Source organism: Acinetobacter sp. DMC2 (genome assembly GCF_056314305.1).
The window spans coordinates 99,731-125,569 of the sequence record NZ_JBQUYP010000004.1 but is presented as its reverse complement, the minus strand read 5'-3'; the positions used below and the strand labels follow the sequence as shown (position 1 = coordinate 125,569).

Here is a 25,839-nt window from a genome sequence, read left to right as displayed (position 1 = left end):
AATAAATAGAAATCTCAAAAATATTCATTCTTGAGATTTCCTAAACTTAGCTTTTGAATTAGTTTTAATATGCTTGCCAATTTAATGCAGTCAGAGAATCAAGTGCTTTTGCAGCAGTTTCATTGTAGACATAACAACCAGATTTCAATTGTGCAATTCTTAACTGAGCGAGACGGATACGCTCAGGAGTATCGGCATTTTTCAAGAATATTTCCCAATGCTTAATTTCTTGATCAGCCGTCCAGCCAATATTACCCGTATAATCTGCTCTATATGTGTTACCTTGATATTGCACCGCAACACTACTACTCTCACCAAAACCTAAAGTAGTATCATAAATCGTTGTCCATAGAACATTTTGCCATGATCCCTTAACTGCTTTATAAGTAAAGCCGAATGGATTCGTTTGGTTCAAATAATTCAAATACTGAGCGTTTTCAGCATCAAAATCCTCAAAACTTTGATCAATTTCGTGATTTTGATCAACATTAAATGTGAAGGTTTCTTGATTAGATTTTTTTGAAATGAAACGATAACAACTACTTCCTTGAGGGAATTTACTCTGTCCGTAAGTATTAAGAAATATACGCCCATTAGTCGTACTATCATCGCTCACTGGAAAACCTAGCGCTCGATAACCAGGTAAAACTGTATCAAACATATTCTTATCAGACAGATCAACTTTTTGAAATTTCCAATCCTCTTTGACATCTCCAATGACGTCAAATCTCCAATCTGTCATTGAATTAAAATTCATGACATTGATTGCTTTATCAATAGGGAAATAGAGTTTTTTCTCTGTTAACAAATACTCACCTAAAGCTTGATTAGAAGAGCCATCCGTTGATTTTTTATTAAATATTTCAAAATAAGCCTTATCTAACTCATCTGTTTTTCCATCAGTATAGTAATCCATAAAATAATAGCGGGTACCATTAGCAATAGAATCTTGCGAAGTACCACTTTGATTGTTATTCGCTGAATTATTATCACTAGAACCACCACCTCCACATGCACTCAACATAAAAGGAAGGATGGCTAAAATCATAAATTTATTTTTTAACATAATACATACTTTATTGAACATTTTTATAACACAAAGTTTATCCAAAGATAAAAAAATAGACAATACTTTCTGTCTAATAATTCACAAAGAACCTTATTTTTTTATTACTAGTTCAAAAATTAAAGTAATCAACTATCTGCTAGTTTTTCTCACTTCATTATTAGATTCCTGCTAGAAATCAGTTTTTAAATAAAAATGTATTTTTCATATATATAGTTCAAGAAAGTTGTTTAAAAAAAATTGATGACCCTTGCGTCACGGCTTGATACAACTTGTCAGGTTTTTTTTAGATATAGTTATCGTAAGATTAGCGAAGCATAAATGTGTACCAAAGCTGTGCACACGCTTCATAACATCAACTTAGAAGTCCTCCAAAACCAAGGAGATCAGGCATGATCCACGCTGGCAATGCCATTACCGTCCAAATGCTTTCGGACGGAATTGCAGAATTCCGCTTTGACTTACAAGGTGAGTCGGTCAATAAATTTAACCGTGCAACAATTGAAGATTTCCAAGCTGCTATTGCTGCGGTAAAAGCAAATAACGATATTAAAGGCTTAGTTGTTACGTCGGGCAAATCAACATTTATTGTTGGGGCAGACATTACCGAATTTGGTGAAAACTTCGCTCAAGGCGAAAAAGCGATTGTTGACTGGCTTATGCCTGTTCACGAAATCTTCAATAGCTTTGAAGATTTAGAAATTCCAAAAGTTGTTGCTATTAACGGTATGGCGTTAGGCGGCGGTTTTGAAATGTGTTTAGTGTGTGACTATCGTGTGATGTCAGAAGCTGCACAAGTGGGCTTACCAGAAATTAAACTTGGTATTTACCCAGGTTTTGGCGGTAGCGTACGTTTAAGCCGTCTTATTGGTATCGACAACGCGGTTGAATGGATGGCGATGGCTGCTCCTAAAAAACCGGCTGCTGCCCTTAAAGATGGTGCTGTAGATGCGGTTGTAGCTGCTGATAAATTACTTGAAGCTGCAACTGACTTAGTTAAGCAAGCAATTTCTGGTCGTTTGAACTGGAAAGCGAAACGCCAAGAAAAACTTGATGCTGTAAAATTGAACCCACTTGAACAAATGATGGCGTTCAACACAGCAAAAGGTGCTGTACTTGCTAAAGCAAATCCTGCTCAATACCCTGCTCCAAAATTATTACTTGATTCATTACAAGCAGGTGCAAGCCTTGCGCGTGACGAAGCATTAAAAGCTGAAGCTGAAGGTTTTGCAAAAGCTGCGATTACTCCACAAGCTGGTGCATTGATTGGTTTATTCCTCAATGACCAAGTTGTTAAGAAAACTGCTAAAAAACATGAAAAAGGTGCTCACCCTGTAAACCAAGCAGCTGTACTTGGCGCTGGTATCATGGGTGGTGGTATTGCCTACCAAGCGGCAAGCAAAGGCACTCCAATTATCATGAAAGATATTGGTAACCCACAACTTGCACTAGGTATGTCAGAAGCGAACAGCTTGTTAACTAAACAAGTTGAACGTAAGAAAATGAAACCTGCGCAAATGGGTGAAACCCTTGCACGTATCCGTCCTACTTTAAGCTACGATGAGTTTAAAGAAGTTGATATCGTGATCGAAGCGGTTACAGAAAATCCAAAAGTTAAAGAAATCGTTCTTGCAGACACTGAAAAGCATGTTCGTGAAAACACGATTATTGCGTCTAACACGTCTACGATTTCAATTACACGTTTAGCAAAAGCATTACAACGTCCTGAAAACTTCGTTGGTATGCACTTCTTCAACCCAGTTCACATGATGCCACTTGTAGAAGTCATTCGTGGTGAAAAGACTTCTGAAGAAGCGATTGCAACTACTGTTGTTCTTGCTCAAAAAATGGGTAAAACACCAATCGTTGTAAATGACTGCCCAGGGTTCTTGGTTAACCGTGTATTGTTCCCTTACTTTGGTGCGTTTGACCTTCTTGTAAAAGACGGCGCAGACTTCCAACAAGTTGACAATGTAATGTCTAAGTTTGGCTGGCCAATGGGTCCTGCTTACCTCATCGACGTTGTTGGTATCGACACGGGTGTTCATGGTGCAGAAGTCATGGCTGAAGGTTTCCCAGACCGTATGAAGCCAGACTACAAAGGTTCAATCCAAGCAATGTACGAAGCTAAACGTCTTGGTCAAAAGAATGACGTTGGTTTCTACAAATACGAACTCGATAAGAAAGGCAAGAAAGCAAAAACTGTTGATCCAACAGCGTATGAAATCATTGCTCCTTTCGTAACGGGTGAAAAACGCGAGTTTGATAACCAAGAAATCATTGACCGCATGATGCTTGCTTTCTGTAATGAAACAGTTCGTTGCTTAGAAGACAACATCGTTGCAACTGCTGCTGAAGCAGACATGGCAATGATTATGGGTGTAGGTTTCCCTCCATTCCGTGGTGGTCCATGTCGTTATATCGACCAGACAGGTGTTGCTGAATATGTTGCGCTTTGCAACAAATATGCACACTTAGGTAAGGCTTATGAAGCGCCACAAATGTTGCGTGACATGGCTGCTAACAACAAAAAATTCTACGGTTAAGGAGCAACGTGAATGGCTACTTTAAATCCACGTGACGTTGTCATCGTTGATGGCGTACGTTCTGCAATGGGTAAAACCAAAAACGGTATGTTCCGCAATGTACGTGCTGACAGCTTATCTGCTGAGTTGGTTCGTGCACTCGTTGCTCGTAACCAGTTTGACACCAATGAAGTTGAAGATCTGATCTGGGGCTGTGTAAACCAGACTTTAGAACAAGGTATGAACATTGGTCGTAACATCGGCTTATTGGCTGACCTACCAAAAACTGTAGCAGGTCAAACTGTAAACCGTCTTTGTGGTTCTTCTATGCAAGCACTTCATACTGCTGCTGCACAGATTGCAACTAACCAAGGTGATATCTTCATTATTGGTGGTGTAGAGCACATGGGCCATGTAGGTATGATGCACGGCATCGACCTAAACCCAGAAGCATCTAAACACTATGCTAAAGCATCTAACATGATGGGCTTAACTGCTGAAATGTTAGGTCGCATGAACGGCATTAGCCGTGAAGAGCAAGACGCTTTTGGTGTTGAATCTCACCGCCGTGCTTGGGCTGCAACTCAAGAAGGTCGTTTCAAAAACGAAATCGTTGGTGTTGAAGGTCACGATGCAAATGGCTTTAAAATCCTTTGCGACATTGATGAAGTAATTCGTCCAGATGCAAACCTTGAGTCGTTCAAAGCACTACGTCCTGTATTCGATCCGAAAGGCGGTACGGTAACTGCTGCTACATCTTCAGCGTTGTCTGACGGTGCTTCTGCAATGTTGCTTATGTCTGCTGAGCGTGCACAAGCGTTAGGTTTAAAACCACGCGCTGTAATTCGCTCTATGGCAGTTGCAGGTTGTGATGCTGCAATCATGGGTTATGGTCCAGTTCCAGCAACTCAAAAAGCGCTTAAACGCGCTGGTTTAACGATGGCTGATATTCAAACTATCGAGTTAAACGAAGCATTTGCTGCTCAAGGCTTATCAGTAATGAAAGGCTTAGGTATTTATGACAAGCAAGACATCATTAACTTAAATGGTGGTGCGATTGCTTTAGGTCACCCACTAGGTTGTTCTGGTGCGCGTATCACCACTACGTTGTTGAACGTAATGGAACAACAAGATACTCAAATTGGTCTTGCGACCATGTGTATCGGCCTTGGTCAAGGTATTGCAACAGTAATCGAACGTGTTTAAGTTTTAACTACGTAAAAAAGAACCCCGCTTATTGCGGGGTTTCTTTAAATTTATCAATCTCTATTATTAAATTTTCATATAATCTTTTATATTCGTTTACATTCATTAAATCATTTTTTCTATTCGCGAGATAAGCGCTTAATTTATCCAAGTCCAAAATTTGTATTTCATTATTAACAACCTGATAAGGAGATAAAATTGCTAAATCATCCCAATACTCTTTATACTTAAAAAAAAGTTTATCGAATTTTTTTAATAAACCTAACTTGTCATTATTTTGACTCAGATACTCTCTATATACATCGGCAACTTCAAGGTTATAAGTAGGTTGTTTTCTCAAACTCAACCATAGACTTTCAAATATATTCTCCTCCTCATTAGGATAATATGGAGTTTCCTTTTCCCAAACTAAATCACTGTACTTATCATCAGGTTCAATTGATTTACTATAAAACTTCAAACCAACAGTTTGAGGATAATAATTTTCACTTTTAGTAAATTTTAAGGTATAAATATTATATCTTTGCATAACGCAAAAATTATCTAAAGCATACAACATCAATTCTTCAATATATTGTTTTTTCTCCAAAATAATATAATTATTAAATATTTTGACTATATTATCTCTTTTAGTTTGATAATCTTCAGAATCACTACTTATTTCCAATATATAAAATCCATCTTTATTTAATATATCTAATATTTCGTATCCATTTACTCTTTGATTCTCCCATTCTTTAGAGAGTTCAAAATCAATATTATAATCAGCTCCATAGGTTAATTTCAGAAGATCTGTTTCAAAGTTTTTAGTTTGAGAAATATGTTTTTCAAATAATTCCTTTAGATAATCTGCATGTTGACATTCAAAATCCAAATTCCAATAATCTCTACTTATATTTAAAACCTCTTTAGCATTAACACCATATATATCAACCATATAGTCAAAATAGCTATAACTGTACAAACCATAACCTCTGTGGTCATTTATTTCTACTTTTTGCCCTTTGAATAGAAATGCATATCGGCCTTCATCATTATTAGTTTTAGATTTTAGATAAAATGCGACTTGTTTTTCCTTATCCCAAATTACATCTGGTATCAATTCCTTTATGAATCCCACAGTATAAATTGGTGCATTTTCTAAAATTTCCTTATATATTTTTTCCTTCTGATATTCTGCCCATTTTTTTTCAAATACTTCAATATCCATTAAATTAAGATCCTTCCCTCCCTCTATTTCCTCTAAATCAAAATTACATCTAATATAAAATCTTGTATTTGTACCCACTTTTTTGGTTTGACCTATATTTCTTGTTATAAAGCAAAAACCTTGCTTACCTCCTAAAGGTGAATACATTTCAACATCCAAACTATCATGTGTAAAATAGCTATATGTATTAAACCTAATACTTTGCATTTCAGCAGGTAAATCTTTTGTAAGTAGAAATGCACTATGTAAACCTATACCAAACTCCCCCGAAGGTCTCATCCATTTTGGCATCTCATTTATAATTTTCTTCTTATGTATATTTTTGCTTGATCCTGCCATAGTTTGCATATAGCCAAGATCAATCATACTCATCCCAATCCCTTGGTCTATAATCTGAAACTCCCAAATACTATCCAACGTGCCTTCAATATTTTTAATTTTATTAATTTCTAACTGAAGAGGATATTTTTCTAGAATCTTTCGAAAATCCTTATGATATGGGTGTAATTCTTTAAGAGCTTCTTGATCCTCTTCAAGCCATATTCTTAACATTGTCGCATCAATAGAGTTTTGAATAAGCTCACGATAAATACTGAATTCATCACTATACAAATTTGCACCTTGTAATAACTCCATGGCATTTTTTTCATCCAACTTAAACTTCATCGGCTTATTATTTAGGAGTAGTTTTTCCCTCTTAAAACCATTTTCATATTTCACCTCCATTCTTACATCTAATTGTTCGATAGTTGGAAGTGAACCAAATTTTAAATTAGGCACGATCAGATTCCATTGTGACATTTGATTTTGGAATTCTTCACGTATCCAGCCAAACCAATTTTGTGTCTCTACATAAGACATTTCATCTGGACATTCAGCAACAAGCTTTACTGTTCGCTTATCTAGCTGAAATTCACGTAAAGATAAATGCTTATTATGATGATGTTTACTCACTGAAGGCATATTACTGACGTGCTTTGCCATAACAGGGCAAAAACGGTTGTCATCTAAATCAAATAAGTCACCTAAACGAAGTAAACAACCTATAAAACGCGGATGACAATTTTCTGTACCTAAACCAGTCTGTTTATAAGGTAATGTTTCTATTAAAGTATCAAAACTCATACCATGAGAGACACAAATTTGTCCTAAATAACGATAAATTCGGTTAGGTAAAAGTTCGGTTCTAGGGGAAGTTATGCCTAAATCTTTAAAAGGGTCTTCAACAATTTTGCCAACTCGTTTGTCATGTCCACGTCTAAACCACTCAGCAACTAATTGACGATATTGCTCAATGCCATCAAAAGGATGATCTACAGTACCAATTGCCGACAACCAATTTTGTTCAATATAGGCTTGGCAAAATTTTTGAAGATCATGTCCCTTTTCATTGGCAATTGTTTGAATCATAAAATTAAAATCAGGATTAGAATGTACTGCTTTCGCATTTTGAGCATCGATTAGCATCCCAACATCATGCCAATATGCCGCTTCAAGAATTAACCAAGTATCAGTTGCACTTAATAAATCAATATCATTTCCTAAAATACGTTCAATATTGACTAAAATCTGCTGTGAATGTGAGGCATTATGATTACTAAAGTGTGGATAAAATCCCCCAATATTTTCTAAAGCTTTCCCTACAAGTTTTTGATCAAACTCCCACTGAGAAAGTAAAATTTTTACATTGTCATCAGCTTCACATTTCTTTTTTAAATGTGCGATTAATTGAGTGCTCATATCTTTATTTTTAAAAGTATAGTTACCCTGATAATACCGCATCTTTTATTTTTCGATCAAAATAACAGATTCTTTTTAAATAAAAATCCCCGCTCAATGCGGGGATTTTTTTATCGACCAGCTAACCCATTTTCGATTTTCTTCTGTAAATCCATAATGTCATTAAGGTTTACTTTCATCGTACCCTCACGATAAGCATCGACATTACTTCGATTAATATTCAAATCTTTTAACATTACAAAGATACCATTGGTTGGATCAGAAGACTGTATTCCACCCGCTACCGCTAAAATGTATTGTTGTAAGAACGGAGAAAGTTGAGATAAATCAGGCTGAGCCATAACTGGCTGATAATCTACTGTCGTCATGCCTTCCGGGACTAAAGCATTCTGTATATCGTAATGAGTTTTATACTCATGATGTTGTAGCGCCTGACGCACTTTTTTATCTTCTTGGAAAGGTACAAAGCCCACCTCTTCACGTAGCTCAGATTCAGCCATAACGCGAATTGTAGGTAAGGTAGCCACCTCTTCTGCTTGAACAGTCGGTAAACCCATAAAAGCAAATGCAGCAATGAAGGCTGATTGTTTTAGAAAGTTCATAACTTGCTCCAAAAATCAGTCATCCTATTCAAATTAAAAAGATGATGATTAAATTAAAAGTATCTATAAATAGGCTACAACAAAGTCGAATTTGATTCAGTAAGGCTCAGATAAACGGTAAATATAATTAAATTTTTTAAAGTAATAGTAAGGTTCTTCTATTTATTAAAACCGCATTCTAATAAAACACTCTACAACTTGAACAAAATTGTTCAGATTATAGAGTGCGATTTATCTTATAAATTTTATTGGCTCTCTAACATCTCTTTTAGAGAATCAACTAATTGCGGAAATTTTGTATAACCTTCTCTACCTAAAAAGTGTCCGCCATTAGGAACGGTAATGTACGGCGCATCAATTTCTTTAGCGAATTGAATCGTAAGTTTAGGCGGAACCAAATCATCGTTATCAGACAAATAAACGAGTTTTTTCTTTATGTCATGAAAGTAACTCGTATCGACTTTGCTTTTTGTTATATAGGCATCAAGTGGAGAAAAATCTGAAATAGGTCCAGAAAATCCGGATACTAAAATCATTCCTCCAATATTTTGGTAATCATGTCTTTGCAGAAAGTGCAGTAACGTAATTACCCCTAAACTGTGTGCAACAAAATAGGTATTTTCATCCACACTAGGGATCTGTTGATCTAAAACTTTCTGCCATGCTTCCACATCTGGATGCTCAGAATCTGGAAATGGGATTAGAGTGACAGTCGTATATTCATCTTCTATTTGATGTTTTAAATCTAAAAACCAATGATCATCTATAGAAGCAGAGTAACCGTGAAGCACAAATATTTGACGCATGTTCTTCTCCTGAAGTTCAAGTGTTTTGGCATTTGCAACAAATGACATTAATCCGAATAACACCAATAAAATGAGTTTTCTGATCATGGAACAAGTACCATTTTGAAATATACAAACATGCTAAACTATGACACCACTGTTAAGGTCAACCCCATTTTATGAACCTTGCCAAAGTTGCCGAAATCACAAAAGTCAGCCCGCGTATGCTGCGTTATTACGAGAGTTTAGGACTGATAAAGCCTCATCGAGCGAGTAATAACTATCGAAGCTATACACAAAAAGATATTGAAAATATTAAGAAAATTAAAATATTAAATGATGCAGGCATGCATTTAAAAGACATTCAAGCCTTGCTGCCTTGTTTTGATTTAGATGAACGCGTATTTACCCTGTGCTCAGTGGTTCAAGAAAAACTGCAAACTGAACTCATGCATGTGTCTGAACAATTAAACAAACTACAAACTTCTCAAAGTTTATTACAATCTTTTTTAACCAAAGGAAAAACCGAGAGCACCAAACCATAATATTGGATGCTCATGCCACGCTTATTCTTTTAAATCTCCTTCGAGTGCAGCTACATTTTTTTTCTTAATTTTTTCAATTTTTGCATTCAGTTTTAAAACATCTTGGTAAAGCCCATTAAACTTTTTGACCTGAGCATTTTCATGAAAAAGAATCATCTGATCTTTCTTCTGCCATTCATAATTTTTTAGAAGCTTAAACATTTCTTCTGCTTTATCTAAAATTTGTAGCTCAATCATAAAAATTGCATGATCTTGATCTGCTTTTTGTTGAGTTCCCAATTTCATTTCAAGGAGTTGTCTCATCTCTGCATCAACAGATAATTCTTGAACCTTTGCTAAGAAGGTTTTATGAATTTTTTCATATTCAGTTTGATACTGATCCGAAGCTATACGTACATCCGCTAGCATCTTTTCGGTTTCCGCAAATTTTTGCTTTTTATCAATATCTAAACGATCAACATTTAAAAAAGTATCCCATTTGGCTGCTTTGAGTTCTCTCAAATATGCATTTCGTGCATTAATATTTTGAATCCAATAACTTAATAGAAATTCTGAAATTTGCTTATAGTGTCCTGCCAATCGTTTATCGTGAATATTAAGCTCGACGGGTTTAGACCAATCCTGTGCTTGCTCATAAAGCTGGTTCATTTTTTCAGTCATGACCACATCAAACATTTGACTACTGTCTTTGGCCTGTTGCTGTTTGATATGTTGATAGGTGAAAAAAACAATGCTTGTGATAACAATCAGACTTGCTATCGCAATCAAAACTCGGCGCATACACACCTCCTATTTCCCTTCTTATAGTTTTGCTCTTTATAGTTATAAAATAGAGCTTATTCTTCTTTATATGCCATTTATTTCACAATACGCAACACTGTATTCGCTACTCAAAGCTTTAAATCCTTGTGCATCATCCCTATTATGATGGGTAATTAAAATTTATGAGATTCTCCCATGCGTGTTGATGTCTGGTCTGATGTAGTTTGCCCTTTCTGTTATATCGGCAAAAAACGCCTTGAACATGTAGCTGCTGAAGCAGGTATTGAGCTTGAAATTCACTGGCATAGTTTCGAATTAGATCCTGATGCGCCAGCAAAACATGACACTTCAAATACTGAGCGTTTAGCTAAAAAATATGGCCGTACCTATGAAGAAATGGAAGAAATGGAACGCAATATTGCGGCCATGGCTGCCTCTGAAGGTATTGATTTCCAATGGCAAAAGGCGAATTCTGGCAATAGTTTCAATGCACACCGTATTATTCACCTTGCGCAAAGCAAAGGCTTAGGCAATCAAGCAAAAGAAGCTTTTTTCCATGCTTATATGACTGAAGGTCTGGCAATTGGTGAACGTGAAGTTGTAGAAGAAATTGCTTCTCGTATTGGTCTTGATAATGCGGAAGTTGAATTTGTATTGGATACCAATGAGCTCTCTGATTTTGTTCGTCATGACGAAAAGATTGCTAAAGAGCAGTTAAATGTTACGGGCGTACCATTTTTTGTATTTGATCAACGAATCGCACTCGCGGGTGCTCAACCACGTGACGTCTTTTTAAAAGTCTTAGAGCAAGCACAACTGAAAGCAAATGCTGAAGCAGTTGAACAAGATGATGCAGCTGTTTGTAATGATGAATCATGTGATATTCCACAGAAATAAATCAACCCAATTGAAAGTGTGATGAAATCGTATGTTTTATCACCATTTTAGCAATAGAGCGTTCTAAAAAAAGAACTATCTAATTGTTTAAAATCAGTTTATGATTGCGTCTTAGAATATTCGCGCTGTAATGTTCTGTTTTTTATGTGTTTAATGATCGGAATTTGAAGTTTCCTTGATCTATCATCCCCCTTAATTGGGGGATTTTTTTTGGTTAAAAATAATCGCTACTAGCTTAAACTTTTTAATTTATTTCAAATATGTAAAAAAAGTTAAATTTACTTAACTTTTGTGTCGCCCTCTTGATTTTATTAGAAAAATCAACAAAAGTGGAAACAACAACAAAACATAAAGATAGATATGAAAACATTTCACGTAATGCCCTACCGGCAGCTTTTTGCACTTTTAACTATTGGATTCGGTTCGGTATGCATTGCTCATGCAGAAACGAGCTCTTCCACTCAAAGCCAACAAATAGAAGGTTTGTCATCTGGAGTTCAAACCGAAGCTACAACAGATGAAAATCTGTTAGATCAGATTCCACGTTGGGTAGATGCAACCCCAACTATTTTTCCAGAGCAATCTAGTCAACGTATTGTTCCCCCTACCGAACAAACAGAAGATCAAACCTGGGTTGACCGTAAGCAAAAGAAAATTCGTAATTGGGCCGATCGTACTTCTGAAAAAATTGATAACTGGTTTGGTGAAGTCGATCCACAAAAACCTGCTACTGCAACCATTCGCGTAATGGTCGATAACTATTGGAATGAATATGATAATTTTGAAATTAAGCCCAGAATACGAGGCAAGATTAAATTACCAACGCTAGAAAAACGGCTCAGCGTGGTGTTTGGTGATGACTCTCTTGATAATGAATTTAATAACAGCCCGGCCAATATTAATCAAAACCCAAATCAAGACTCCAATAAGAAGCTAAATGGTAAACAAACGCGAGATGACAACAGTTCGATTGCTTTACGTTGGTCAAATTTCTCGAAAAAATTGCCTTTTGAAACAGATGCTGACTTAGGTATTCGTTCTGGAGACGATATTTATGTTCGTTTAAAAGCATCAAGAGATTGGCAACTCCGTAATGATTTTAAGTTCTATGCTGAGCAAATTTATCGTTATGGCATAGACAGCGAAAACTATTTACGTACCAATCTTGAACTTACACATGCCAGACCAAATCAACCGTTTTTATCAAATCAGTTCAGCTTAACTTATGCCGATGATCAAGACGATGATTTAGCTTGGGAAAACAGAACTTTCCGCGAGCACAGTTTCTTTGCAAATAACCGTTTTAACTATGGTATTTATACAAGTGGTTATTACAACGACAATGACTTACGCTTAAACAGTTGGGGCCCGTTTGTTTCATGGCGTCAACCCGTTTTACGTGAATGGTTCTTTGTACAAGGCGATGTAAATTACTTTAATGACCACCGCGAAGATCGCAATCATTTTGTCAGCACCTTCTTACGCTTAGAAGCACTTTTTTAAGCTAGCCAACGTCACCTTGGAATTCTTCCAAGGTGATGAATAATAAAATACTTTTAAATAAAAATTTAAGCTTAGGCTTTTAAAGTACTGTTCTAATTTTTATTTTTGATTCCTTCGCCTTAAAAATGAATCAATTTTCTTCTTTTTCATTTCAAAATAGATCGGCTATCTTCATTTGTATTTATAGTTTGGGTGTATTGACTTTAATTCCGCATACTCAATTTTTTTATAATACGTTCAAGCACCAACGGTCACGGCGTTATCCTTATTCTTCTACGAGTTTTACTAAAGTAAAAAGACAATCACTTTCACTATCTCCTTGTGAAACAGAGACAAATGATGCTTTACCCGATGTCGCCTTAATTCAAGAACTAATGGCTGTATTTGGAAATGATACATTGTGGAGACGAGTGACTCAGCCTGAACAAACTTATAAGGCCTTTGGTAAGAAAAAGAAGAAGAACTCTTCAGCTCAGGTTTCGACAACTAATCCACTGAGTGCAAGCTGGGCGACCATTTCAACTTGGATGCCTTTTGAAAATAATCTTGATTTAGGTGCAAACTCAGAAAACGATGTTTATGTACAATTTTTGGCAAAGAAAAAATGGAATTTAAGACATAACATTAGTTTGGATACCGAACAGGTATTTCGCTATGGTTCTACTAGCCGGAACTACACCGAGACAACGCTAAACTTAACGCAGAAAATGCAAGATAACACTCTTTTCGCTAATAAATTTAATGTGAATAAGAGTGAAAATGAAGATTATAGTTGGGGAAATTGGACTTTCCAGCAGTATCAATTTCTAAAGGATAATCATCTTACTTACGGTGTGTATAGTGGTGGCGTATATACCAAAAATGACATTCGGCTAAATAGCTGGGGGCCTTATATTTCATGGCGGCAGCCTGTATGGCGAGATTGGCTTTTTATGCAAAATGACCTTAACTTTTTTAACCATATTGATGATGATTCGAAACATCAGCTCAGCGTTCAAATGAATCTCGAAGCTAATTTTTAATCAAAAATTATCAAATTGTGGATAACTCTTTCTTTATCCACAAAAAAAAGCCCCTGAAAGTTCAGAGGCTTTTTTTACGCTGAATTACTTCAGCAATAAGCTATTAATACGTTTTACATAAGCTGCTGGATCTTCAGGTAAACCACCTTCAGCAATAACAGCCTGATCGAAAATCACGTTTGCCAAGTCATCAAACTGCTCTGAACCTTCAAGTTTTTTCACTAAAGGATGCTCAGGGTTAATTTCTAAGATTGGTTTGATTTCAGGTACTTCTTGTCCCGCTTGTTTTAGCATCCGGATGAGTTGAGGCGATAACTCACCTTCGCTTGTTACTAAACATGCAGGCGAATCAACGAGACGTGTAGTCACGCGTACTTCTTTAGTTTTAGCTTTCAATGAGTCACTTAGTTTCTCAACAACAGGTTTGAACTGTTCAGCGGCTTGCTCAAGTGCTTTTTTCTCTTCAGCATCTTGCAAATCACCTAAATCAACCGCGCCTTTTGACACATTCTTTAATGGTGTACCGTCAAACTCTTGAACAAAGTTCATTGCCCATTCGTCAACACGCTCTGCCATTAATAATACTTCAATGCCTTTTTTCTTGAACAACTCAAGCTGTGGTGAGTTTTTCGCTGCCGCTAAGCTGTCAGCAGTCACATAGTAGATGGCTTTTTGGCCCTCTTTCATACGTGCCTTATAGTCAGCAAAAGAAGTTGTTACTTCATCATTTGTTGATGTCGCATAACGTAATAATTTTAAAATACGTTCGCGGTTACCAAAGTCTTCGCCCAAGCCTTCTTTAAGTACTGAACCAAACTCACTGTAGAACGTCTTGAATTTTTCTTGGTCTTTTTCGTCTTCTGACTTAGCCATACCATCAAGCAAGGTTAATATGCGGCGTGCGTTGCCTTCACGAATTGTTTTAACATCACGGCTTTCTTGCAACAACTCACGGCTGACATTCAGTGGTAAATCAGCACTGTCCACTACACCTTGAACAAAACGTAGATAATTTGGAATTAAGTTATCCGCATCATCCATAATAAAGACACGTTTCACATAGAGCTTAATGCCCGCTTTTGCTTCACGAGTAAAAATGTCATGTGGTGCTTTACTTGGAATATAAAGTAGCTGCGTATATTCAGTACTACCTTCAACACGGTTATGCGCCCAAGCCAGTGGTGCTTCAAAGTCATGCGTTAAGTTTTTATAGAACTCAACATACTGTTCTTCCGTGACTTCGCTCTTGTTACGTGTCCATAAAGCGCTGGCTGAGTTAATTGCTTCCCACTCGCCAGTTTTGACCATTTGGCCGCCTTTAGGCTCCTCACCTTCAGCAACCTCTTCTTCTTGCCAAACTTCTTTTTGCATTTCAATTGGCAAACTAATGTGGTCAGAGTATTTATTAACGATCTGCTTAACTTTATAAGATTCTAAATAATCAAGCGCGTCATCACGCAAGTGAAGAATAATGTCGGTACCACGTGAAGCCTTATCAATTTGTTGAACTTCAAACTCGCCTGTACCACCGCTAATCCAACGCACCCCTTCAGATGCATCTAGACCCGCACGGCGTGATTCCACGGTAATTTTATCAGCAACAATAAAACCTGAGTAAAATCCAACACCAAATTGACCAATCAACTGAGCATCTGCTTTTTGATCGCCAGTCAATTTTGACATGAAATCTTTAGTACCCGATTTTGCAATCGTACCTAAGTTATCAATCGCTTCTTGCTGATTTAAGCCGATACCATTATCAGAAATGGTTAAAGTTTTATCTTCTTTATTTAAAATAACTCGTACATGTAAATCTGGATCATTTTCATAATATTCAGGATGATTAATTCCTTCAAAACGCAACTTATCACATGCATCTGATGCATTAGAGATCAGCTCGCGTAAGAAAATCTCAGGGTTAGAATAGAGAGAATGCGTCACTAAATGTAAAAGCTGTGCAACTTCCGCTTGGAAACTATAATTTTGTGATGCTTGTTCACTCATAAATCACTCCTTAAATTTTGAAGTCTGTTTGTTCTCGAATGCTTTATGAATGGAGTACTTCTAGAATTTTTCAATCCTGAATATTAAAAATTTTTACTCTAATTAAAATGGACCCTGGCTTAACACTCTATCTTGCAAGATAGAGTCCAACTGCTGTTGTCGTTGTTGGTAAGCTTTGCTAAGACAACTTACACCAGCCGCACAAGCATTTCTTTTTTTCAGCCATTGGTATTGAGCATCTTTCTGGCTATCACGCCCACCCATCGGCAATGCATGCAGGACAATTTGATAGGTTGTTGCCATTTTCACATCAGCATCATTTAAAGAACGATTTTTACAAATACTTTTTTCCGTTTTGGTTTTTGCAGCATCACATGAGAAACTTGCGGCTTGCAAACTCTGTGTAAAAGCAATACCACTAAAAACAGCCAAACACATCGCTAATTTTTTGTTCATGATTTTATTCCCATGTTTTGTAATGAATAGAAATTAGTTTAGAAAAAAACTTGCATAAGATATGTATAAAACTGTCTGTTTTATGCTTTTTTTAGTGCAAATAAAATCCATAAAAAAACCTCACATAAAATATATGTGAGGTGCCTGAGTCTAGGTTTATTATTATATTTTTTCTATTTATTATTATGCTTAAAATTTATAGCTATAACCTAAAGTGTAAACAAACGGATTAATATCTAGATCAAACTTAGTCCCATCATTTAAAGTAACTTCTGGGCTTATATCAGCATAACGAACATCTACAAATACTCCCCAATTTTTAGCATCTGCAGGTTGGAAATTAAAACCAACTTGTCCTGCCACACCAAAATCTTCTTTCACATCTTTTACAATGCCATCTTCATCCCAAGCAATAAATGCTGTTGCACCAACACCAATATATGGCGTAAAACGAGTCGAATTTTTAAAATGATATTTAGCAGTAATGGTTGGTGGTAACTGTTTAAGACTCGCTACCTTATTTCCATTTAGCAACACATCATGGTTAACAGGTGCTGCTAATAATAACTCTGCCGAAAATGGAGACTGACCAAAAAAGTATTCTACCGATGGCGTAAATGCATATTCATGATCTGCTTTAACTACAGTGTTTTCAGCAAGTGTCGTATCTTCCGAAGGAGCGATAACACTACCACCAAATTTCACTTGCCAATTACCAGCAAAAGTAAAAGAAGACATCCCCATTAATGCAACAACCAAAACTTTTTTGAACACTTTAATATCTCCAAACTTATTTATATTTATAATAAACATGTATTTTAAAATCATGCAATACACATTATAAAATTAATTTATCATTTATTTTTAAATAACTGTTTTAAATAAAATTATATATTAACCAACTATTTTAATTGGTTTTTATTCCAACCTTATTAATCAAGATTATTTTATATTACCAACTATTTTAATATACTTTTCAATCCTGAGTATTTTAATATAATTTATTTTAAATACATCTTTTATTTAATCAATAAAAAACCTTCTTAATTTAAATCTAAAGATCATCATTAAGAAGGTTAATAATTTAATATTTTATAAAAAATCTATAAAACCATTGCAGCAATCCAGCCAAAAATTAATAGCGGAATATTAAAATGAATAAATGTAGGTACAACCGTATCCCATATATGGTCATGTTGCCCATCCACACCTAAACCAGCTGTTGGCCCTAAAGTTGAATCAGAGGCTGGTGAGCCTGCATCACCTAATGCTGCTGCTGTCCCAATAAGGGCAATCGTTGCTAATGGTGAAAATCCAAACTGTACGCATAAAGGCACATAAATAACGGCTAATACAGGTACACTTGAGAAAGATGAACCAATACCAATCGTGACAAATAAACCAATACAAAGCATTAAGAAAGCTGCAAGTGCTCGATTATCCCCAATGATTTCAACCACACCTTTTACCAGTTGATTGATATCCCCAGTATGCGTCATGACCGATGCAAAGCCCGCAGCAGAAATCATAATGAAACCTACCAAGGCCATCATTCGCATACCTTGTACAAAGACATCATCTGCATCTTGCCACTTAAAAATTCCAGCAGTAGATAGAACAGCAAAACCGACTAAACCACCCAAAATCATTGAACCCGAATAGAGCTGTGCAGCGAGTGTCAGGCCAATTGCAAGCAATGCCATATAGATTGTTTTCTTTGCAATTACGGGCGCTTGCTCTGCCTCATGCTTTAACTCTTCTGCATCTGCTTTTAAGTCAGCTGTTTCAGCTTGCGCTGTTGCACGAAGAGGTTTATCTAAATCAATCGTTGTAGTTGGTGTAATAGCACGATCAGCATAAATTCTTGGTTTACGGTAGCTAATAAATACAGCAACCAAGGTACCTAAAACCATTCCCAAAACAGGAATAGCCATGCCAATTGACATCATGCCACGCTCTACATGTAAGCCATACGCTGCGCCAACTTTGTTGATATTCCCCATCAAAATTTGTTCAAGGAAAATTGCACCAAATCCAACCGGAAGAAAAATATAAGTTCCGACTAAACCTAGCGTAAGAACACAGGCTGCTGCTCGACGATCTAACTTTAAATGGTTCATTACCCGTAATAATGGCGGAACGAGTACGGGAATAAAGGCGATATGAACCGGAATAAGGTTCTGAGAGAAAATAGCAGCGATGAGTAAAATACCTAACAGTAGATATTTCACTTTCGTTTCGCGGCTTTTTCCAGCTTCCATTCCCAACAAACCAATCAGTTTATGGGCAAGTAAGTCAGGTAAACCAGATTTTGAAAGTGCCAGAGCGAATGCCCCTAACACAGCATAGGCAAGTGCAACTTCAGCACCATCACCAAGACCAGCGTTAAAGGCATCAACGGTTTGAGAAAGGCTTAAACCTGCTACGAGGCCGCCTACAATGGCAGAAACCACTAAAGTCAGTACGACAGAAACGCGTGCCAGTGATAATAAAAACATCACTGCAATCGCAATAACGACAGCATTCATGAATAAATTCAGAGCAAAACAAAAGGCGACATTCTATCAGATTCAGACCTATGAAGCCGAAAATATCGCCTAATTAACAGTTTTATGCAGTCACTCAATGATTAAGCTTGGGCCTTAATAAACTGACGAATATGATCTGCAATTTTTGCCGGCTCACTTAGAATTGCCCAGTGATTTGCTTCAAGCTCTACATATTCAAAATTTTCTACCCACTTTGGCATAGCCTCAGTAATATATTCAGGGCTCACAAAAGTGTCATATTTTAAAATAACGGCTTTAACTGGACATTGAGCATAACGCTGACGAGGGCCAGTTAAACGAGGAATAAAATTTGCCCGATATAAATTAATGCCATATTTACCATCTGCATTAATATTATTATTTAAAGGTAAATTACTTTTTCTCTCCAGCTGAGTCAGGACTTTCCCCCATTTTTCAGGGCTAAAAAGAGACCATACTGTTGGTGCTAACAAAGGAAGATGGAATGCACCGATATACCAAGATTTGGTTAATATTTTTAGGATCTGAGCTGGTGAAGATTTAAATTTATCACGCAAAAATAAAGCTGCATGATCAAGACATGGCCCAGAAATGGTTGTATATGATAATAACCGCCCTTTAAATTTAGGCTCAGTTACCGACTCCCAAGATTGAATTGAACCCCAATCGTGTGCAGCCATATGGAATTGACGATTTGGTAATAACTCATCAACTACTTCTTGTAAATCTAGAGATAACCGCTCTAAACGGTAATCACGTATACGTTTTGGTATAGACGACAAACCCGCCCCACGTACATCATAGGTGACAATGTAAAAGTCATTGATTAAATTTTCAATGATTGATTCCCATACTTCTTGATTGTCAGGATAACCATGTACTAAAACCAACGGTGTATTTTTTTCGTCGCCCCATGTTTTGGCACAAAGCGTTTGTTGGTCACTTGTTGTTACTGTATGAACTTTTGGCTGCATAATCATTTCCTATCTTGTTTTTCAATCGATCATGTCGTTAGTCGGATAGAGCATTGCCATCAATATAAAAAAGATGATACTTATCTAGTATGAATACTGTTTCAATAAAAAAAATTGACTATTATGGCTATTTTAAGAAGACTTCAGAACAATCCTACGATTTCAAAATTTCTATTTAATCACTACCCACCTTATCGTGGTGCAGGGATTTATATTGAAATCATGAATTTAGAACTTTGCCATGTACGTGTGAAAATGCCTCTGACCTGGAAAAACCAAAACTTGGTCGGAACACACTTTGGGGGCAGTCTTTATTCAATGGTTGATCCATTTTACATGATGATTCTGCTGCATCATCTCGGATCAAAATATATTGTTTGGGATAAAGCTGCTGAAATTAATTTTCTTTCCCCTGGTCGAAGTACGGTACATGCAGACATTCGAGTAGATTTAGCTGAGATTGAGCAAATACGTGAGCTTGCTGAAAACTACGAACCTGTTTTAAGAACTTATCATCTAAATATTTTTGATGAATCGGGGGTAAGAATTGCCGAAGTTAAAAAAACGCTTTATATCCGACGTAAAAAAGCAAAACCTTTCCCTCAATGAAATAAGCGCTAAAAAGCGCTTATTTCATTCACTCAATACTGTGTTATCTTTTTTCTTCAATCGCTGCACCAGCACCACCACCTATCGCACCGCCAATTGCAGCACCAGAGTCACCACCCAATATTGCTTTACCTACCACAGAACCGATACCAGCTCCGATCGCACTTTTAGTCGTGGTTTGCTTACTACCGCCTTGGCTATTTGAACCAACACCAGCACCTACTGCTGCACCTAAGCCTGCACCAACACCACCGCCTACATGGTTACCTAAGCCACCACCTAGTGCTCCACCTGCTGCTGCTGCACCAATACGCTGGTCAGACGGACTCATATTTTGACAACCCGTAATCATAAGTGTAGACAACATTAAAGCAGAAACTAATCCTATTGTTTTTTTCATGGCCATACTCCTATTACCTGTTCTAATGAAAAGAATAATCCTCTTTTATGAGTAATTTGATCAGATTGTGTTATTCATCTGTCCTAATCGATTGATATTTTGTAAAGCTCATCTATTTATGCTCATTAAGCAAAATTTTAATTATAAAAAAGACATAAAAAAGAAGCCTCTAACAGGTTAAAGACTTCTAGGTTTAAACATTATTAGGAATACTTTTAGTACTTCCCTTTCTTCTCTTCATAAGCTGCGCCCGCACTACCACCCAGTGCACCACCTGTAGCAGCACCAGCATCGCCACCAATGATTGCGCCACCTAACACCGCACCAACACCGGCACCAATTGCACTATTACGCACGGTTTTACTACTCGATCCTTTTGCATTAGCTGCTACGCCGGCACCGAGAGCCGCTCCTAAACCTGCGCCAATATTACCGCCCACATGTTTACCTACAGCACCACCTGCACCACCACCAATTGCAGCCGAACCAATACGTTTACTTTCTGGGCTTGCATTCTGGCAACCAACAAACAAAGTTGTTGACATCAGGCCAACACTAACAATCGTCATCATTTTTTTCATTAGATTTACTCCAGTCTCCATAAGCATGTAGCCTAATCTGTTTTTGTGGAGCGTTTATCCCGCTTAAGTAATAAAATAATGGCTCTTTAATATGTTTATGTAATTACCACTTTTAATTGTTATAAATAAATATAAATAAAAAAGGCACCCTGAGGTGCCTTTTTTAATACCAGTCTAAACTTAGAATTGTTCTGAGTTTAATGCTTGGCTAAATGCTTGGTCTACTTCGCTGAAGTCATTGTGAAGCTCATGTTCAGCAGCTTCTGCTTCTTGACGACGACGTTCTAAGTGGTATGCAAGACCAGTACCAGCTGGAATCAAGCGACCCACTACAACGTTTTCTTTCAAGCCACGTAAATCATCTTCTTTACCTGTTACAGCAGCTTCAGTTAACACACGAGTTGTTTCCTGGAACGATGCAGCAGAGATGAACGAGTCTGTAGAAAGCGATGCTTTCGTAATACCCATCAATTGACGTTCAAACTTCGCAGGGAACTTGTTCTGAGCCAAGACAGCTTGGTTCTCTTGAACAACGCGGATGTAATCCACTTGCTCGCCTTTGATGAAGCTTGTATCACCACCATCAGTGATATCAACTTTACGCAACATTTGACGTACGATAACTTCAATATGTTTGTCGTTGATTTTTACACCTTGGAGACGGTATACGTCTTGAACTTCGTTCACGATGTAGTTAGTTAATGCAACTTCACCTTTCAAACGTAAGATGTCGTGCGGGTTTTGTGGACCATCAGAAACTGTTTCACCACGGTTCACATGCTCGCCTTCGAACACGTTGATTTGACGCCATTTTGGAATCAATTCTTCGTAAATCTCAGAACCATCATCTGGGGTAATTACTAAACGGTTTTTACCCTTAGTTTCTTTACCAAAGCTTACAACACCTGAAACTTCAGCAAGAATTGCATGTTCTTTCGGTTTACGTGCTTCGAATAAGTCAGCTACACGTGGAAGACCACCGGTAATATCACGAGTACGTGATGTTTCTTGTGGTACACGACCAATTACGTCACCGACACCAATCGTTTCGCCATCGCGAACAGTTACGATTGTGTTTTGTGGCAAGAAGTAGAACTGTTCGCCGCCATCTGTTGTATCCAACACGATTGCAGGACGTAAATCTTTACCAGAAGCAGGACGAGCTGTTACAGGCAAGATTTCAACAGTAGTCATACCAGTTGCATCATCAGTTTTCGATGTTGCAGTTACACCATCAGCGATTTGGCTGAAACGTGCTTTACCAGCAACTTCTGTTACTAATGGATGTGTATGCGGATCCCAAGTCGCTACGATACCGCCAGCTTCAACAGCTTCACCATCTTTCAACAAGATGCTTGCACCGTAAGGAAGCTTATAACGCTCGCGCTCACGACCTAAATCATCGGCAATACCAATTTCACCTGAACGTGAAACTGAAACCAAGTGGCCTTTTGCATGTTGTACAGTTTTCACGTTATGGAAACGTACAGTACCTTTGTTACGTACTTGAACACTGTTCGCAGCAGAAGTTCGGCTCGCAGCACCACCAACGTGGAACGTACGCATCGTTAACTGTGTACCTGGTTCACCAATAGATTGTGCTGCCATTACACCAACTGATTCACCTGGGTTAACCAAGTGACCACGTGCAAGGTCACGGCCATAACATCTAGCACATACACCAAAAGCAGATTCACAAGCAATTACTGAACGTACTTTGACTTCATCCACACCCGCTTCTTCAAGATGAGCTGCGATTTTTTCGTCAATTAACGTACCACGAGGTAATACAACTTCATCATCAGATGCACGACGTACGTCTTCAGCAGTTACACGACCTAATACGCGGTCACGTAATGGCTCGATGACATCACCACCTTGAATGAATGGAGTCATCACCAGACCACCAGCTGTACCACAGTCAGGTTCGGTAATTACCAAATCTTGCGCTACGTCTACAAGACGACGAGTCAAGTAACCTGAGTTCGCAGTTTTTAATGCTGTATCGGCCAAACCTTTACGCGCACCGTGTGTTGAAATAAAGTACTGAAGTACTGTTAAACCTTCACGGAAGTTCGCTTTAATCGGTGTTTCGATAATCGAACCATCCGGTTTTGCCATCAAGCCACGCATACCAGCAAGCTGACGAATCTGCGCCGCACTACCACGGGCACCAGAGTCAGACATCATATAGATGCTGTTGAATGATTTTTGTTTCTCGTCTTCACCTTGTTTGTTTTTCACAAGTGTATAAGACAAGTTATCCATCATCGCTTTAGCAACTTGGTCGTTTGTACGCGCCCAGATATCGACAACTTTGTTATAACGCTCACCAGCAGTTACGAAACCTTGTTCGAACTGTTGTTCGATTTCACGAACTTCTGTTTCCGCTTTATCAATAATTGTGTGCTTAGTAGGTGGAATCAACATGTCTTCCATACCTACAGATACACCTGAACGAGTCGCTTGACGGAAGCCCAAGTACATTAATTGGTCAGCAAAGATAACGGTATCTTTCAAACCAAGTTTACGGTAGCAAGAGTTGATTAACTTCGAGATATTCTTTTTAGTCATCTCAAGGTTGATCATGTCAAAGCTTAAGCCTTGTGGAACAACTTCCCAAAGCAAACAACGACCTGGTGTTGTATCAACAATAATAGTTCCGTGTTCACGTTCACCATTTTCATTGATAACAGTTTGATGCACACGTACTTTAACACGAGCATGGATCGCAACCTGACCAGTTGCAAGTGCACGGTTTACTTCGTGAGTATCAGCAAACACCATGCCTTCGCCTTTAGCATTTACTGCATCACGCGTGATGTAGTAAAGACCCAAGACAACGTCCTGAGAAGGAACGATGATCGGCTCACCATTCGCTGGTGACAAGATGTTGTTTGTTGACATCATCAATGCACGAGCTTCTAACTGTGCTTCAAGTGTCAATGGAACGTGTACCGCCATTTGGTCACCATCGAAGTCGGCGTTAAACGCAGCACAAACGAGTGGGTGAAGACGGATTGCCTTACCTTCAATAAGAATAGGTTCAAATGCTTGAAGACCTAAACGGTGAAGTGTTGGCGCACGGTTTAACATTACTGGATGTTGACGAATTACAGAAGCAAGAACGTCCCAAACTTCTGGAGTCTCGCGCTCAACCATTTTCTTCGCAGCTTTAATGGTTGTTGCTTGACCTGAAGCTTGTAGTTTCGCAAAAATAAATGGCTTGAATAATTCAAGTGCCATTTTCTTCGGAAGACCACATTGGTGAAGACGTAAAGTAGGACCTACAGTAATTACCGAACGACCAGAATAGTCAACACGTTTACCAAGTAAGTTCTGACGGAAACGACCTTGTTTACCTTTGATCATATCTGCCAAAGATTTTAATGGACGTTTGTTAGAACCGGTAATTGCACGACCACGACGACCGTTATCAAGCAATGCATCTACAGACTCTTGTAACATACGTTTTTCGTTACGTACGATGATATCTGGTGCTGCAAGATCAAGAAGACGCTTCAAACGGTTGTTACGGTTAATGACACGACGATATAAATCGTTCAAGTCAGAAGTCGCGAAACGACCACCTTCAAGTGGAACTAATGGACGTAAATCTGGTGGAAGTACGGGAAGTACATTCATCACCATCCATTCTGGCTTGTTGTTTGAATCGTTGAATGCTTCCATCAATTTCAAGCGTTTAGACGCTTTTTTCAACTTCGTTTCAGAAGTTGTTTGAGGAATTTCTTCACGTAAACGTGCGATTTCAGCTTCAAGATCGATATCTTTTAATAAGTCCTGAATCGCTTCTGCACCCATTTTCGCAGTGAATTCATCACCGTGCTCTTCAAGTGCATTGAAGTATTCTTCGTCTGTTAAAAGTTGATACTTTTCAAACGGAGTCATACCAGGATCAGTTACAACGTATGATTCGAAATACAATACGCGTTCGATATCACGAAGCGTCATATCAAGTAATAAACCGATACGAGATGGTAACGATTTTAAGAACCAGATATGTGCAACTGGAGAAGCGAGTTCAATGTGACCCATACGTTCACGACGAACTTTCGCTGTAGTTACTTCAACGCCACATTTTTCACAAATGACGCCTTTGTATTTCATACGCTTGTATTTACCACACAAGCATTCGTAATCTTTTACTGGACCAAAAATTTTGGCACAGAACAAACCGTCACGTTCTGGTTTAAAAGTACGGTAGTTAATTGTCTCAGGTTTTTTAACTTCACCATGAGACCATGACTTAATCATTTCTGGTGACGCAAGACCAATACGGATACGGTCAAACTCAATTGGTGCATGACCATCTGAGTCCGTTTTCTTACGCATGATATCGAGCAAGTCTTTCAATTTTTTTCTCCGTGTGTCGGGAAGCAATGCTTACCCGACTGGGTCACAAA

20 protein-coding genes are annotated in these 25,839 nt (G+C 37.8%); 7 read left to right on the top strand and 13 right to left on the bottom strand.

From position 1 onward, the window contains the following. Positions 1-64 precede the first annotated feature (64 nt). Complete coding sequence (locus ACT53H_RS09690) at positions 65-1,066, bottom strand: hypothetical protein (RefSeq protein WP_174742442.1); 1,002 nt, start codon at positions 1,064-1,066, stop codon at positions 65-67. Positions 1,067-1,458: 392 nt separating this feature from the next. On the opposite strand from ACT53H_RS09690, the gene fadB reads away from it, so the two are divergent. Together fadB and fadA are read left to right on the top strand one after the other, a co-directional pair. Continuing rightward, on the top strand, positions 1,459-3,612 hold the full coding sequence (fadB, locus tag ACT53H_RS09685; RefSeq protein ID WP_004795062.1) for a fatty acid oxidation complex subunit alpha FadB: 2,154 nt from the start codon (positions 1,459-1,461) through the stop codon (positions 3,610-3,612). Between the two features lie 12 nt (positions 3,613-3,624). Then, complete coding sequence (gene fadA, locus ACT53H_RS09680) at positions 3,625-4,797, top strand: acetyl-CoA C-acyltransferase FadA (protein WP_004795064.1); 1,173 nt, start codon at positions 3,625-3,627, stop codon at positions 4,795-4,797. 28 nt (positions 4,798-4,825) lie between these two features. On the opposite strand, the gene ACT53H_RS09675 is transcribed toward fadA, so the two are convergent. From ACT53H_RS09675 to ACT53H_RS09665, 3 genes are all read right to left on the bottom strand, one after another. Further along, positions 4,826-7,747, bottom strand: a complete 2,922-nt coding sequence (locus ACT53H_RS09675) for an HD domain-containing protein (protein WP_476009158.1) — start codon at positions 7,745-7,747, stop codon at positions 4,826-4,828. A 110-nt stretch (positions 7,748-7,857) separates the two neighbouring features. Next, positions 7,858-8,349 carry a hypothetical protein gene (locus tag ACT53H_RS09670; protein ID WP_217487664.1) on the bottom strand — a complete coding sequence of 164 codons (492 nt, stop codon included), beginning with the start codon at positions 8,347-8,349 and terminating at the stop codon, positions 7,858-7,860. 245 nt (positions 8,350-8,594) lie between these two features. Then, a complete protein-coding gene (locus tag ACT53H_RS09665; protein WP_476009157.1) occupies positions 8,595-9,242 on the bottom strand; it encodes an RBBP9/YdeN family alpha/beta hydrolase in 648 nt (215 codons plus the stop codon). Between the two features lie 71 nt (positions 9,243-9,313). On the opposite strand from ACT53H_RS09665, the gene ACT53H_RS09660 reads away from it, so the two are divergent. Next, on the top strand, positions 9,314-9,679 hold the full coding sequence (locus ACT53H_RS09660) for a MerR family transcriptional regulator (protein ID WP_151964094.1): 366 nt from the start codon (positions 9,314-9,316) through the stop codon (positions 9,677-9,679). A 21-nt stretch (positions 9,680-9,700) separates the two neighbouring features. Here the strand turns inward: ACT53H_RS09660 and ACT53H_RS09655 are convergent, their stop codons facing one another. Further along, positions 9,701-10,459, bottom strand: coding sequence for a hypothetical protein (locus ACT53H_RS09655; RefSeq protein ID WP_151964095.1), 759 nt, complete (start codon positions 10,457-10,459; stop codon positions 9,701-9,703). A gap of 177 nt (positions 10,460-10,636) precedes the next feature. Here ACT53H_RS09655 and ACT53H_RS09650 point away from each other — a divergent pair, with 177 nt between their 5' ends. The 3 genes from ACT53H_RS09650 (at position 10,637) to ACT53H_RS09640 (ending at position 13,863) form a co-directional block, all read left to right on the top strand. Next, positions 10,637-11,338 carry a DsbA family oxidoreductase gene (locus tag ACT53H_RS09650; protein ID WP_004795074.1) on the top strand — a complete coding sequence of 234 codons (702 nt, stop codon included), beginning with the start codon at positions 10,637-10,639 and terminating at the stop codon, positions 11,336-11,338. Positions 11,339-11,698: 360 nt separating this feature from the next. Next, positions 11,699-12,841, top strand: a complete 1,143-nt coding sequence (locus ACT53H_RS09645; RefSeq protein WP_476009156.1) for a hypothetical protein — start codon at positions 11,699-11,701, stop codon at positions 12,839-12,841. A gap of 125 nt (positions 12,842-12,966) precedes the next feature. Next, entirely contained in the window at positions 12,967-13,863 is an 897-nt protein-coding gene (locus ACT53H_RS09640; protein WP_174730287.1) for a selenocysteine synthase, read from the top strand. 84 nt (positions 13,864-13,947) lie between these two features. Here ACT53H_RS09640 and htpG read toward each other — a convergent pair whose 3' ends face one another. The 5 genes from htpG to ACT53H_RS09615 form a co-directional block, all read right to left on the bottom strand. Continuing rightward, on the bottom strand, positions 13,948-15,867 hold the full coding sequence (gene htpG, locus ACT53H_RS09635) for a molecular chaperone HtpG (protein WP_174759585.1): 1,920 nt from the start codon (positions 15,865-15,867) through the stop codon (positions 13,948-13,950). A gap of 102 nt (positions 15,868-15,969) precedes the next feature. Then, the gene (locus ACT53H_RS09630; protein WP_476009155.1) at positions 15,970-16,323 is read right to left on the bottom strand and encodes a lysozyme inhibitor LprI family protein; all 354 of its coding nucleotides are present in this window, start codon (positions 16,321-16,323) and stop codon (positions 15,970-15,972) included. A gap of 189 nt (positions 16,324-16,512) precedes the next feature. Then, entirely contained in the window at positions 16,513-17,097 is a 585-nt protein-coding gene (locus ACT53H_RS09625) for an OmpW/AlkL family protein (protein WP_004795086.1), read from the bottom strand. 329 nt (positions 17,098-17,426) lie between these two features. Continuing rightward, entirely contained in the window at positions 17,427-18,851 is a 1,425-nt protein-coding gene (locus tag ACT53H_RS09620; protein ID WP_476009154.1) for a Na+/H+ antiporter family protein, read from the bottom strand. Between the two features lie 101 nt (positions 18,852-18,952). After that, positions 18,953-19,831, bottom strand: coding sequence for an alpha/beta fold hydrolase (locus tag ACT53H_RS09615; RefSeq protein ID WP_107880609.1), 879 nt, complete (start codon positions 19,829-19,831; stop codon positions 18,953-18,955). Positions 19,832-19,948: 117 nt separating this feature from the next. Here ACT53H_RS09615 and ACT53H_RS09610 point away from each other — a divergent pair, with 117 nt between their 5' ends. After that, positions 19,949-20,434, top strand: coding sequence for a DUF4442 domain-containing protein (locus ACT53H_RS09610; protein WP_107880608.1), 486 nt, complete (start codon positions 19,949-19,951; stop codon positions 20,432-20,434). Positions 20,435-20,477: 43 nt separating this feature from the next. Here ACT53H_RS09610 and ACT53H_RS09605 read toward each other — a convergent pair whose 3' ends face one another. From ACT53H_RS09605 to rpoC, 3 genes are all read right to left on the bottom strand, one after another. Beyond that, positions 20,478-20,834 (bottom strand): hypothetical protein, encoded by a 357-nt coding sequence (locus tag ACT53H_RS09605; RefSeq protein WP_004795095.1) that lies wholly within the window; start codon positions 20,832-20,834, stop codon positions 20,478-20,480. A gap of 215 nt (positions 20,835-21,049) precedes the next feature. Next, positions 21,050-21,415: a DNA transfer protein p32 gene (locus ACT53H_RS09600; protein WP_151964102.1), complete on the bottom strand. Its 366-nt coding sequence runs from the start codon at positions 21,413-21,415 to the stop codon at positions 21,050-21,052. Positions 21,416-21,595: 180 nt separating this feature from the next. Then, a complete protein-coding gene (rpoC, locus tag ACT53H_RS09595) occupies positions 21,596-25,789 on the bottom strand; it encodes a DNA-directed RNA polymerase subunit beta' (RefSeq protein WP_013199106.1) in 4,194 nt (1,397 codons plus the stop codon). Positions 25,790-25,839: the final 50 nt, after the last annotated feature.